Consider the following 13,422-nt stretch of genomic DNA (forward strand, 5'->3'; position numbering starts at 1 on the left):
AACTCGTAAGTCTGCAGCACACAGGCATTACTCCGTGGAGTGGCACGAGTCTTTACAGTGCGGGTTGTGACCGCCTCCACGACCGCGCCCGGCCGCCCCGCTCCGAACGGCAACCTTCGCCGCTTCTCCGCGACGCTGCTGGGTCTGCTGTCGGCGATCGCCTCTCTCGCGTTCGTCCTGGCGCCTGTGGACCACGCGACGACCACATACACGTGGCCGTCCGGCGCTCCCGAGGACACGACACTCCCGCTGCTGCCCTATGCGCCGCAACGGATGGACGTGACCTTCTCGTGCGCCGACGCGGTCTCACTCGGCAGCGGCGTTCTCCTGTCGACGACGGGATCCGACGGCGTCCAGCCCGCCCCGCGCGGGCTTTCCGTGCGGGTGTCGGACGGGCGGGTCACCGCCACGCTCGGCCAGACCCGATTGGCCACTGCGCCGCTGACCGATACCTGCCGATGGCAGGTTGTCTCGGGTCCGTCGGGAACCACCGTGCACGTCGACGGTCACGAACAGGGCCGGACATCGGAACGTCCCGCGGTCAACGGCCTGTTCACCGACATCACGACCACGACCGGGTTGGCGGTGGAGGTCACCCCGGACATGCGATACGCGTCGAATCCGAGCGTCCTGAAGATTGCCGCCGGGTTCATCGCGATCGGTGCGCTCGTCGGAATGCTGCTCGCTCTTCGGCGTCGTGAACCGCGTCGACCCCGGTTGCTTCCTCACGGGTGGGTCCGCCCTCGACCGCTGGACGGAGTGGTTGCGGGAACGCTCGTCGTCTGGGCCATGATCGGCGCCGCCACAGTGGACGACGGATACATCGTCTCGATGATCCTGTCGTCGGCCGACACCGGCTTCGTAGGCAACTACATGCGGTGGTTCAACGCCCCTGAAGCACCGTTCAGCTGGTTCTACGAGCTGTACCGGCCGTGGGTGGAGATCAGCACGACCACGCTGTGGCTTCGCCTTCCGTCACTTGTCGTGTGCCTTGTTTCTTGGTTGCTGATCGACCGCGTGCTGGTTCCGCGCTTCGCCAAGGGAAGAATCACGGTGGCCCGCTGGGCCGCGGGCGGAGTGTTCCTCCTGTGGACCGTGCAGTTCGGCATCGGCCTGCGCCCCGAACCATGGGTGATGCTCGGTTCGCTGGCCACGCTGGCGCTCGTCGAACGGGGCATCGCGACGCGCAGGCTGTCACTCCTCGCCTGCTCCGTCGTCACCGCGGGTGCGACGACAGCCGTCACGCCGACCGGCCTCGCCGTCTTCCTGCAGCTACTCGTTGCGTTTCCTGCTGCCTGGCCGACGGTGCGTGCACACGGATTGCGCGCGATCGCCGTACTGCTCGCGGCGGGGGCCTCGGTGCTGCTGCTGATGTTCCACGACCAATCAATCGATGCAGTCCTGCATGCCGTCGACGTACGTACCGAGATCGGCCCTAGTTACGGCATCACTGGTGAAGGACAGCGCTACGAGTGGCTGTTCGATCCACTCCAGGGCGGACTGAACCGGCGACTGCCCGTGCTCTTGCTGTGGTTTGGCATGGCCGTTCTGGCGATACTGGTCGTCCTGCGGCGGACGCCGAAAGTGGCCGCGGCACCGACGCGGCGCCTCCTGATCACGTCGGTCCTCTACTTCGCCGCACTCGCACTTACCCCCACGAAGTACACCCATCACTTCGGCGTCCTCACCGGAGTGGCGACCTTGCTCGTCGCCGTGGTCGTGCACGCGATCGCGCACAAAGCCTTGCAGCGCAACTGGCAGTTGTCATTGGCGTGCGCCGGCCTGGCGGTCGCCGTGTGGGTGGGCATCGGGGCTCCGTTGCGGTGGTGGTTCCTCGGTGCATTGAACGTCAAGTGGTCGGACGTTCCGCCCGGGGTGGCCGGCATCGACGCAGCCGACCTGGCCTTGGGCGCCGGGTTGGTACTGGCCGTCGCCGGACTCGCGGGAGCGTGGCGTTGGCTGACCCCCGCATGGTTCGTGCCTGTCGTCGCCTTCGGCGTGGTCGTGGTCGAGGTCGGCACGATGACGTATGCGATGGTGCCGCGAGCCGCTACCTATACGACCGGCGCGGCCAATGTCGCCGCGTTGGGCGGAGATCCATGCGGCATCGAAGAATGGCTTCAAGTCGAACCGGATGTCTCGGCAGGCATGCTTCCCAGCTCCGGATTCCCTACGGTGAACGGCTTCACCACGAACGGCTCATTTCCGCGACATGGGCTACTCGAGCCGTACGGCAGTACGGAGGCCCCCGTGTGGCACAGCAATGGGCGCCCCGGCGAGGTCACGACATCCTGGTATCGACTGCCCGACGGCAGTGACTCCCCCGCCGCACCACCGGTAGTCATTCCTGCACGAGGCACCGGGGCCGTATCGGCAACAGTGGAATTCGCCGACAGTGCCGGCAAACTCCTCGACTCTCAGTCCGTTCTTCTGACTCCGGAATGGACGGAAGCACGGTTCGACCCGCGCAACGCAACGATGGTCCGGTTGAGGATGGTCGACGAACGTCCCGGCGACGGATGGGTCGCGGCCGGTGCACCACGGTTGCCGAAGACCGTTCCTTCGACCGAGCTCGTGCCCGCATCCGAACCCGTCATGCTCGACTGGGTGGGAGCCTTCACGATGCCATGCCGTCGCCCACCGTCCGTCGCCGACGGCACTGTCGAGCCGGTCCGCTATCGCTTCGCATCCGGACCGGCGATCCGCGACATCGGCAGCGTGTCCTACATATCGAGCCAGGGCGGTCCTTATGCTCCGTTGATGCAACTCGCAACACAGAAACCGGTTCCCACATACCTTCGCGGCGACAAGCTCTCCGAGCCGATCAGCGTGTTCCGACTCGACTATCCCGCCCCGATGCGTGATCTCCGGATGACGCGCGTGCACCGCTAAAGCCGTTGCCGGAACCGCACCGGTTCGCGCGCCGCCTCCGCTTCCGCGCCCGACGGCCACGTGTGGGTCCCGTGTTCGATCCGTCCTCGCCACCGACTGTCACGCCCGTACGTTCGCCTGCTGCGACGCTGTCGCACAACTCCACAGGGGGACGACTGGTATGGCATGCACCGCGCGGTGTCGTGATATGGAGGGTTCCGTCGGGTTCGACCTCGAACCACCATCCGGCGGTGTGTTTGACGACATGGTGGTGTCGGCACAGTCCGATGAGGTTCGCCGCGCAGGTCGGCCCGTCACAACCGTGTGGCGTGACGTGGTCGAGGTCGACGTACGCGGCAGGGCGGTGACAACCGGGAAACCGGCATTCCTTGTCACGTACCTTCACGTAGTCGGCCACCGCCTTCGTCGGCCGGTACCGCTTACGATCGACCTCGAGGGGCGCACCGTTGAGCGGGTCGGTCACCACCCTCCTCCACGTGGACGTGGGATCCTCCGCGATCCGGCGGGCGACCGTCGCCGGTACCGGGCCGTGTCCGGCGAGATGCGCCGGATTCTCGGCAAGCCCCATCAGCGTCGGCAGGTCGACATGTACATAGATCTCCGCCCTTGCAGAGCCCGGCCGGCCACCTGAACGGCCTATGACGCACTCGGCAAGTTTGTCGGCCCGCAGCTGATCCATGGTTCGGGCGTCGCCATGGTTGCGCGCCGACCTGGCCATCCGGTCGAGAGATGCGTACGTCGCCGACGCCGCGTCTGCAGGCAGAGTGGCCGAAATCGAGGCCATCGCATCATCGCGATGCACGATCTCGACCTTCCGGCGTTCGCGCCGTTGAGCTGCCCGTAGGGCCGCGCCCTCCGGGTCGACCTTGTGCACGGCTCGATAGGCGATACGCCGAATCGAACCGGCATCACGTCCCACAAGCTTTCCGGTGATCATCTCGTCGACCCTGGCGGCCCGGTCGGCGGACAACACTTCGGTCTGATCGACCACCTTCGCCGCCTTCGGCAAGTCGATATCACCGTCGGATAATGCCTGCAGCGTTCGAGGTAGTCGCGTGGTCAATTGTTTCGCCCGCGCGAGTTCTCGACGTATGACATGTTCGGACTCCGCCAAGGCCACAGCCAACTCGGCAGCGACCGGTTCGCCGCAGGCCCCACCCGGACCATCGGCGACGAGAGCACGGAGTTCGCGGACATAATCAGCCTGCGCCTGTGCGATTCGTCTTCGTGCGCGGACAACGGCATCGAGATCCATGAGTCACCCTTCGTTCGCAGCTGCTCACGAAAGTACACATAAAATCAATGAACGGTCAAACTCACGTTCGATAACACGATCGGGTTATCGACTGATCGCGGCCGGCCCGGTTGAATCGCATGGAGAGAGGTCGGCCATCGACATGAGACCGACCGGCCCGAAGACCCGGTGGACCACCTATACAACGAACCACCGACATCCTTACGACACGAACGACCCCGGGGGGCCAGCCCGACGCGTCGGCCGCGCCGACGACACAGCCGACCCTGCAGAGGAGAAATCATGACGCTCGGCAGCGATGCCGCCCTGCGAAGATCACAACCGTCGGCCCAGGTGCCGGTCAGTGACGGGAATCCCACCACCGACCGAGGACCCGGACGACCAGCACCGGTCGCACACGACGCCGTCGACACCGGCTGCTTCCACGCCCGGGAACCGGCGCAAGCACGGACTCCCGGCAACTCGAAGGACGTAGGACCACACGATGCCGGCCGTTGTTGTCCGTCAGCGTACGGCGATCACCACATACGGCCCTACATCGCGCGTCTCGAACCGCTGTGAATCGAACAACGACGGCTCGAACGTGACCTTGCGGCCGAGGGCGGCGGTTTTTCTCGGGAAGGTGTCGTACTTGACGGTGTAGAAGTAGTTGCCTTCCTCGCCCTTCTTGAGTACGACCATGGTCGGCGCAGTGAAGGGGCCGTCGTGCATCCGCTTGTACAGCTCCTGCGGGCCGCTCGAATCGGCCCAGCTGTCGATCTCCGTCGCGCGTTCGTCGTGCCGCGACAGCGGGTTCGTGTAGTGGGGCCGATGGTCGTGGAACAACCAGAACGGGCGGAAGACGAGCATGTGGTGCTGTTCCGACAGGACCGTCTCCCGTTCCGGCGTGCCCGTACCCAGCTCGTCGACGGCGGCCAGCAGCTTGCCGCTCCAGATCCCCTCACCCTCTTCCTCCGAGGGAATGTGGTGCCGGCTCTCCGGTGTCCTGCCATTCGGGTAGTAGTCGGACAACGCGAGTTCGAACCCTTCCTGCATCGGACCGCGCAAACTGTCCTGCAGAACGCCGACGCCAAGCCCGATCGCCACGACGGCGACGACCGCGGTGATCTGAGTTCGCCATTCGCGCCACCGGCCCAGGCCCCAGTTCAGTACGTCCGTCGCTGCGAACACACCGGCGACCGCCAGCGTGACCTTCAGCGTCACGTTGAACCTGAACGCCAACAGCGTGGTGTCGAACGCCAACGCCAACATGGACAGAACGAACCACAGGTAGACGGCACCGGCCGTCACCAGCACAACGAGGGCAACCCGATGAGCACGCACTCGCACGACCGCCCATGCCAGCCCGGCCAGACACAACAGACCGATCGGCCCATTGGGTTTGAAGGGCGTCGGGAAATAGGCACTCGCCTCCGGGAGGTAGCGCGCGGCGACGTTCTCCGCCCCGAGACCACCCCCGAACAGGTAGGGCGCCCACACGACGAGCATCAGAACGGCCGACAGCACGGCGACGAGCGCGACCCTGCCGACCAGACTGCGGACGACCTCGCCGCGGGATGTCCCGGTGCGCGCGCGCAACACCCCGGCGACGACGGCCAGCAACACGACCAACATCGCGCCGAACGCCAGATGCAACGTGTACGTCATCGCGCACACGCCCAGGTAGAAGCCGGTGAGCACCAACGGCCAGCGCGGTGTCCGCGGACTGCGCAACGCGTTCCACGTCAGCACCAACACCGGCAGGAGCCAGGCCGTGGTCGGCCACGCGTACGGCTCCCCGACGCCCGGCACGTGCAAGCCCATGAGAAGCGTGGCCAGGCTCGCGAGCACGGCCATCCGCCGACGCACCACGAATCGCCACAACACGAACGTCACGGCCGCGACGACGGCGACCGTCGTGATCGAGAAAGGCTTGTAGGCCTCCCAGCCCTGCAGATCGAACAGGTTGGCGAAGCGTCCACCGAGCCAGAACCAGCCGGCCGGGTAGAACGGCGGGAGGCCCTCGTAGTTGAAGTCGGCGAGCCCCAACCCAGAGGCCATCCGCTCCATGTACCGGAGCCGGAACTCGTTGTCGCCGCTCGTCCCGCCCAAGTAGTAGCGGGTCGACAACAACGGCAGCGCGAGCGTCAACGTCGCCAGCGTCGCCAACCCGCCGGTCGCACCTGCGAACTTGACCCACCACGGCGCTGTGATGACACGCCGCACGGCGAGTCCGCCGACCAGGCAGACGATGAGCCCCGCGCCGACCAACGACAGTGCGGCGTTGGGAACGTATGTGTCCGGAACCAGGTTCGGCGCACGGCTCACGACGAACTGCAGGAACAGGCTGACCACGGTCGCCCCGGCGATGGCGATCAGCAGTTCCGCGGCGACGCGGGCAGGGCCGGGCAATGGCACGGGTGGTACGTGGCTCCAGCGTCCCCGGGATTCGTCCCGGGCGACGTGGGTGTCCGCGTTCGAGGCGGCGTGCTCTGGCTGCGTCACGGTGGCGTCATCCGTCGCGGAAGTCGGGGTGGCCCGGAATTACAGGTAGTACCAGAGGATGAGCATGACCACCCATGTGCCACCGAGGACCTGGAGCACGCGGTCATGGAGGGCGATCTCCTCGGGTTCGCCCGCATTGCCACTGTCGACGTCCACGGCATACCGCAGCACGGCGACGACGAACGGCACCAGGGAAATGACGCTCCAGATCGAGCCCGGCGCTGCCTGTTGCTGCTCGAACGCCCACAGCGAGTACGACATGATCAGGATCGCTGCCGACGTCGCCCACACGAACCGCAGATAGCTCGCCGAGTACTTCTTCAACGAGGAACGGATCTTGGCGCCGGTGCGCTCGTAGAGTTTGATCTCGGCGTAGCGCTTACCCGCCACCATGAACAACGAACCGAACGCCGTCACCAACAGGAACCACTGCGACAAGGCGATCCCGGTACCGACACCACCCGCGATCACGCGCATGAGGAAGCCCGAACCGACGATCGCGAGGTCGACGACCGGCTGGTGTTTCAGCCCGAAGCAGTATCCCAACTGCACGGCCATATAGACGGCCAACACCACGAGCAACTGCCACGAAGCGAGCAGGCTCAACGCACATCCCGCGGCGAAGAACCCGACCGACGCGACGTACGCCGCGGGAACGGGCACGATCCCCGCGGCGATGGGGCGCTTGCACTTCGTCGGGTGTGCCCGGTCTGCCTCGACGTCGATGGCGTCGTTGACCAGATACACGGCCGATGCGACGAAGGAGAACGCGACGAACGCGATCAGCGCGTCCAGCAGGACGCCACCGGTGACGATTTCACCGGCCGTGAACGGCGCGGCCAGAACGAGGACGTTCTTGACCCATTGCCGTGGCCGCGCGGTTTTCAGCAATCCGGTGACGATGTTCCCGGAAGCGCCGGCCTCCTGGCCGGTCGTCTGTTCACTCGACACGGTCGCCTCCGCCTGGCCTGCCTCGGCCTGTCGGGTCGTCTCACTCATCGTGAGCTCCGGTTGCGATTCAGCTTGCGGCGCACGAACCCGCCGACGACGCCGCCGAGCGCAGCCCCGGCAAGGACGTCGGTCGGATAATGCACGCCGAGTACGAGCCGCGACGCCAACATCGGCGGCACGATCGCGGGCACGACGTTGCGTCCGACGAGCCCCGAATAGAGAACGGCCGCGGCGGTCGTCGACGTCGCGTGCGACGACGGGAAACTAAGCCGGCTGGGCGTGCCGACGCCCACCCGCACGCTCGGGTGGGCGGGCCGCGGGCGGCGCACAACCCGCTTGACGGCGATCGATGCCGCGTGCGCACCCACGATCCCCGCTGCCGCGCCTACCCAGTCCTTGCGACGCCGCTTGTCGACCGCCGCGCCCACCAGCGCCAACGCGGACCACCCGGCACTGTGCTCACCGAAGTGGGACATGCCGCGAGCGATCTTGACGGTCGTCGGGTTGACGATGCGGTCCTGCACGGCCGCGAGGACGGCCACCTCGCCGTCCGGCGGAGTCATGGCCGTCGCGCCGGCGGTATGGGCAGTGGTGTCGCTGTTGTCGTCAGCGGTGCTGCCCGCCAACACGGGATCCTTCTCAAGCATCGATGGAACCGTCCAGTGGCGCACCATCGGCGAGATGGGGGGCGATCTTGTTGTCGAACACCGACAGTGCCGACCCGATCGCCATGTGCATGTCGAGGTACTTGTAGGTGCCGAGACGGCCCCCGAAGAGCACGTTGCGCTCGGCCGCTTCCTTCTTGGCGAGTTCGCGGTACCGCTCGAGCTTGCCCCGGTCCTCCGAGGTGTTGATCGGGTAGTACGGCTCGTCGTCGTCATTGGCGGCCCGGGAGTACTCCCGCACGATGACCGTCTTGTCCTTCGGGTGCCGGTCCTCGCGCTCGGGGTGGAAGTGCCGGAACTCGTGGATCCGGGTGTAGGGCACTTCCTCGTCGTTGTAGTTCATCACCGACGTGCCCTGGTAGTCACCCGTGGGAACGACCTCCTGCTCGAAGTCGAGCGTTCGCCAGCCGAGGCGTCCCTCGGAGTAACCGAAGTAGAGGTCGAGCGGGCCCGTGTACACGGTGGGCGTGCCTTCGGGGATCTGGTCGCGCACGTCGAAGTAGTCGACGTTCAGACGCACCTCGATGTTGGGGTGATCGGCCATCTTCTCGAGCCACGCGGTGTAGCCCTCAACGGGTAGGCCCTCGTAGGTGTCGCTGAAGTACCGGTTGTTGAAGTTGTAGCGCACCGGCAGCCGGCTGATGATGTCGGCGCTGAGCTCCTTCGGGTCCGTCTGCCACTGCTTGGCGGTGTACCCGCGGATGAACGCGTCGTAGAGGGGACGCCCGATAAGCGAGATGCCCTTCTCTTCGTGATTCTTCGCGTCCTTGGTGTCGATCTCGCTTGCCTGTTCGGCGATGAGTGCGCGCGCCTCGTCCGGCGAATGGGACTTCCCGAAGAACTGGTTGATGAGACCGAGGTTCATCGGCAACGGGTACACCTGGCCCTGGTACTTGCCGAAAACCCGGTGCTGATAGTCGGTGAAGTCGGTGAATTGGTTCACGTAGTCCCACACACGCTTGTTAGAAGTGTGGAAAAGGTGCGCACCGTAGCGGTGCACCTCGATGCCGGTCTCCGGCTCGGGTTCGGAGTACGCGTTGCCGCCGATGTGGTGCCGGCGCTCGAGGACAAGGACCCGCTTGTCGAGCTGGCTGGCCACACGCTCGGCCACGGTCAGGCCGAAGAATCCGGAGCCGACAACGACCAGGTCGTATCCGTCGAAACCGGCATTTCCGTTGCTGGGAGTTTCGGTAAGCGCGCTCACGGTGCAAAAGGCTACCGACGCGCTGCGACCCTCGTGCGGCGAGGCTCCCCCGTCCCCGTTCGGGGTGTCCCCATTGCGGCTCTCACCTGGCCGCCTGCCCGCCGCACGAGGGTTCGCGCTCCGACACCCCCGGATGACCACGTGTGATTCATGTGTGGTCAGCGCCGTACGTCAGAACCGACGGAAGATCGTCGGGCCCGGTTCCACGGGGCCGACAATTCACACGGTTCTCACTCCGTCGAGCGACACCGAGGAGAAAAGCCCGGAAAAACGGACCGGCGGTTCATTCGGCCGCGGGCGGTTCCTGCAGCCCGGGCAGCACGTCGTCGGCGATTTCCTCCAGCACGACTTCGCGTCCCTGATACGGACTGGAGCTGCGCGGCCAGTGCGCCACGACGTCCGTGAAGCCCAGCTCGGCGGCCCGGCCCGCGGCGTCGACGAACGCCTCCTTGCTCGTCAACGAGTACACCGGCGCGGCGTCGAGACTCAGATGACGCTCCAGCGTCGCCGGGTCGCGTTCCGCCGCGGCGAGCTCGTCGTCCAGGCGCGCGGACAGGTCGGCGACGCCGTTCCACCACGACTCGAGTTCGTCGGAGTTTCGTCCCGTGGTCAGCCAGGCGTCACCCGTCGTGGCCGCGAACCGGATCGTGCGCGGGCCGTTCGCGGCGATCACGAGCGGCGGACGCGGATGCTGAACCGCGCCGGGCAGGTTCCGCGCACCCTTCACGGTGTAGTACTCGCCCGAGTGGTCGAAGCCGTCGACCCGGAGCAGGCCGTCGAGCGCGGTCGTGAACTCGATGAACCGGTCGGCTCGTTGGCCTGCCGTCAACTCCGGCTCGTCGAACACGGTCGCGTCGTAGCCGAGGCCGCCCGCGCCGACGCCGACGATGAACCGACCGTCCGACAGGTCGTCGAGCGTGATCACCTCCCGCATCAGGGGCAGCGGGTGCCGGAAGTTCGGCGAGGTGACGAACGTGCCCAGCCGGATGTGCGAGGTCACCATCGCGGCGGCGGTCAACGTCGGAACAGCGCCGAACCACGGCCCGTCCACGAGGTTCCGCCACCCGAGGTGGTCGTAGGTCCAGGCGTGGTCGAAGCCGTACTCCTCCGCGGCCCGCCACTTCGGCTCGGCCGCCCACCAGCGGTCCTCGGGAAGGATCACAATGCCAACGCGCACGGCGCCACACGCTATCGGCCTACGGCCTCGCTGTCGTGGGTGCCCGCTCCCCGCGTCGACCCGGGCGTGTCGTGCCCGCTCACAGCGCTACGACGACACCGAGCGACGCGCCCACTTCCGGTCGATGTGTCCGAAAGGGTGTCGCATGGAACACGACGGCCCTTACGAAAGCTCTGGGAGACTGGAATCGTGGAGAAACCGAGCCTCATCGCATCCGACGTCGACGGCACCCTGCTGTCGACGGCCACGCACCTCAGCCCGCGCACGGTCGACGTGGTCACCAGCGCGGTCGACGCGGGCGTGCCGGTGGTGCTCGTGTCGGGCCGCCCACCGCGGTGGATCCCGGAGGTCGCCGAACAGGCCGGCCTCGACGGCTACGCCGTGTGCGCCAACGGCGCCGTGCTGTACGACATCGGCGCCGACCGGGTGGTCGACGTCCACGGGCTGATGGATCCCGCCCAGCTCGCCACCGTCGCCGACTCCCTCGAACACGCGCTGCCAGGCTGCACGCTCGGCGCGGAACGCGTCGGCACCCACGCCGTCGACCACGACATGCGCAACTTCGTGATCGAAGCCGGCTACCACAACCCGTGGCGCGACGGCGAGGGATCGCAGGCCTCACGCGCCGAGGTGCTCGGCCACGCAGCTGTGAAGCTGCTGGTCAGCCACCCGAAGATGACGTCGGACGCGATGGCCAGAGCCGCACGCGAAGTCCTCGATGCCCATGTCGACATCACGTTCTCGTCCGGAGCCGGGCTCATCGAACTGGCCGCACACGGCGTCACGAAGGCCACCGGGATCGCCGCGGTCGCACGACGCGCCGGACTGGACGCGGACGGCACCATCGCATTCGGCGACATGCCCAACGACGTCGAGATGCTGCGCTGGGCGGGGCACGGTGTCGCGGTCGCGAACGCGCACCCGGACGTGCTCGACGTCGCCGACGAGGTCACCGCACCACACGACGAGGACGGCGTCGCCCAGGCCCTCGAACGCTGGTTCTGAGACCCGCGCGCCGGTCTCAGCAGGGCTCGGCCGTGAACCGCGGATCGGCCGTGAGCCGGTCGGTGAGCAGGTCCGCCTGCGGCCGGTGCAGGTACAGCTCCACCCATCGGCCGCCCGTCGTGTCCCCGCCGGCCCGGCGGAACGGCACGACCTCGTAGGGACCGGCGTAGTCGGTGCGAATGCTGCACGTCCGGCTCGGCAGGTATCCCCCGGCCGCATCGACGACGACGGCAGGCATGCGGTCACGCACGACGTAGGCGTGGTCCTCGGGATGGCGCGCCAGGTGGGTGTCCGTGGTGCCGCTCGGGTCGACGACGTACAGCCGCGGGCCCGCCGCGGCGGCCAGCGCGCCCGCGGGCACGGCGCTGACGACGGTTCCCGGGGTGAGGCGTTCGCCCAGCCACTCGCCGATCTCGTCCAGCTGGTTCTCGACGGCCCGCAATTCCTGCATCGCAGGCAGTGCCCTGGTCATACCGAACGTCACCGACAGCCCGGCCAGCACCACCGCGACGACGGCGACGCCACGCCCGGTCGGCATCACTCCCGTGACGCCGCCCGAGACCGTCTCGGACGACGGACTCGGCGACGTGCCCGAGGCCGACCCCGATGCGGTGGCCGACGTCCGTGAACCGGCCGTGCCCGCCGGTATGGCCGTGTCCGTGGCAGACGCCGTGCCCGTGGCGGCGGCCGTCGGCATGCCGGCCAGCGCGAACCCGCTCGCCGCGGCGACGGCGAGCAGCACCGGCACGGCTGCGAGCCGCTCCCACGCGGGCAGCGAGCCCCCGCCGATGGCGACGACGTATCCGGCCTCGGCGAGAGCCAGAGCCAGCAGCAGCCACACGTACGTCGCGCCGGGCAACCGGCGCCGATAGCTCAGCACGCCGATCGTCACCGCCGCGATCAGCAGGAACGCCTGATAGGTGAGCGCGAAGTCGGTGACGTACGTCCACCCGGCCTCGAAGCGGCCGACGAGCGAGTCACTGGCGCGGACGAGGCGAGCCACGACAGCCGTGGGCACGCTGTCGCCGTAGTAGGTCAAGCGCCACGCCACCCACGGCACGAGCGGCACCGCGGCACCCGCCACATACACGGCGGGCGAGGGCCTCGGTACTCGCCTCCGGAGCGCGGCGACCACAAGCCAGCACCCTGTGACCACGGCGACGACCACGCCGTCGAGACGCGTCATCACCGCCAGCGCGGCGACCACACCCGCCAGCACGATATGGCCGGTGACCAGCGTGTACACCAGCGTCAGGACGAGCAGTACGAACAGCGGCGTGGACAGTCCGGACGGTCCGTAGGCGGCGAGCGCCCCCGTCGCGGCTGTGACCACGGCGGCCGCGACCGCGAATGCCGGCGCCCGGCCGGACCAGCGCAGGATCCGCCCCGTCAGCGTGTACGCGACGAGCACACAGCCGAGCGCGCATACGATGCCGAGGGTCACGGCAACCGGTTCGACGCCCCACCCTGTGAGCGCACGGACCAGAGCCAGGAGCACGATCCACGCGAAATCGGTGTAGCCCTCGACCGGTTCGCCCGGATTGAACACCGGCCCGTAGCCCTCTGCGATGTTGCGTGCGTAGCGGAAGCCGATGTGGGCCTGGTCGGGCACGGTGCCGTAGGCGAGCTGGTGCACCAGCGAGGCGGCCACGGTGACGGCGAGTGTGACGAGCCGCCACCCGCGGTGAACGCTCAACCGCGGCCACACCACGACGAGCAGCACCGCGAGGCACACCCACAGCGCCACCACCACGGCTGTGGCGATCATGGCGACCACCCCATCCCCGCC

9 protein-coding genes are annotated in these 13,422 nt (G+C 67.5%); 2 read left to right on the forward strand and 7 right to left on the reverse strand.

Features of this window, described 5'->3' with window-relative positions; translation table 11 throughout:
- The first annotated feature begins 186 nt into the window (after positions 1-186).
- Positions 187-2,892, forward strand: a complete 2,706-nt coding sequence (locus tag FHS23_RS02315; RefSeq protein ID WP_343053740.1) for an arabinosyltransferase domain-containing protein — start codon at positions 187-189, stop codon at positions 2,890-2,892.
- Here FHS23_RS02315 and FHS23_RS02320 read toward each other — a convergent pair.
- The 6 genes from FHS23_RS02320 to FHS23_RS02345 form a co-directional block, all read right to left on the reverse strand.
- Positions 2,825-4,147, reverse strand: coding sequence for an HNH endonuclease signature motif containing protein (locus tag FHS23_RS02320; protein WP_183647015.1), 1,323 nt, complete (start codon positions 4,145-4,147; stop codon positions 2,825-2,827). The two genes, FHS23_RS02315 and FHS23_RS02320, sit on opposite strands and share 68 nt — an antisense overlap.
- Before the next feature lie 504 nt (positions 4,148-4,651).
- Entirely contained in the window at positions 4,652-6,631 is a 1,980-nt protein-coding gene (locus FHS23_RS02325; RefSeq protein WP_183647018.1) for an arabinofuranosyltransferase, read from the reverse strand.
- Positions 6,632-6,670: 39 nt separating this feature from the next.
- The gene (locus tag FHS23_RS02330; RefSeq protein ID WP_183647021.1) at positions 6,671-7,630 is read right to left on the reverse strand and encodes a decaprenyl-phosphate phosphoribosyltransferase; all 960 of its coding nucleotides are present in this window, start codon (positions 7,628-7,630) and stop codon (positions 6,671-6,673) included.
- Positions 7,627-8,145, reverse strand: coding sequence for a phosphatase PAP2 family protein (locus tag FHS23_RS02335; protein ID WP_183650639.1), 519 nt, complete (start codon positions 8,143-8,145; stop codon positions 7,627-7,629). The genes FHS23_RS02330 and FHS23_RS02335 overlap by 4 nt, the downstream gene beginning before the upstream one ends.
- Positions 8,146-8,221: 76 nt before the next feature.
- Positions 8,222-9,451: a UDP-galactopyranose mutase gene (glf, locus tag FHS23_RS02340; protein WP_183647024.1), complete on the reverse strand. Its 1,230-nt coding sequence runs from the start codon at positions 9,449-9,451 to the stop codon at positions 8,222-8,224.
- A 283-nt stretch (positions 9,452-9,734) separates the two neighbouring features.
- A complete protein-coding gene (locus FHS23_RS02345; protein WP_183650643.1) occupies positions 9,735-10,613 on the reverse strand; it encodes an LLM class flavin-dependent oxidoreductase in 879 nt (292 codons plus the stop codon).
- A 204-nt stretch (positions 10,614-10,817) separates the two neighbouring features.
- Between FHS23_RS02345 and FHS23_RS02350 the strand changes: the two genes are divergently transcribed.
- Entirely contained in the window at positions 10,818-11,633 is an 816-nt protein-coding gene (locus FHS23_RS02350) for a Cof-type HAD-IIB family hydrolase (protein WP_183647027.1), read from the forward strand.
- 16 nt (positions 11,634-11,649) lie between these two features.
- Here FHS23_RS02350 and FHS23_RS02355 read toward each other — a convergent pair whose 3' ends face one another.
- The gene (locus FHS23_RS02355) at positions 11,650-13,401 is read right to left on the reverse strand and encodes a hypothetical protein (RefSeq protein WP_183647031.1); all 1,752 of its coding nucleotides are present in this window, start codon (positions 13,399-13,401) and stop codon (positions 11,650-11,652) included.
- Between the last annotated feature and the right edge of the window lie 21 nt (positions 13,402-13,422).

Source organism: Prauserella isguenensis (genome assembly GCF_014191605.1).
GTDB lineage: Bacteria > Actinomycetota > Actinomycetes > Mycobacteriales > Pseudonocardiaceae > Prauserella > Prauserella isguenensis.

Bases quoted from the DNA above. Each gene is read 5' to 3' on its own strand.
- FHS23_RS02355 (WP_183647031.1), bottom strand. From the start codon at position 13,401: ATGATCGCCACAGCCGTGGTGGTGGCGCTGTGGGTGTGCCTCGCGGTG.
- FHS23_RS02335 (WP_183650639.1), bottom strand. From the start codon at position 8,145: ATGACTCCGCCGGACGGCGAGGTGGCCGTCCTCGCGGCCGTGCAGGAC.
- FHS23_RS02320 (WP_183647015.1), bottom strand. From the start codon at position 4,147: ATGGATCTCGATGCCGTTGTCCGCGCACGAAGACGAATCGCACAGGCG.
- FHS23_RS02330 (WP_183647021.1), bottom strand. From the start codon at position 7,630: ATGAGTGAGACGACCCGACAGGCCGAGGCAGGCCAGGCGGAGGCGACC.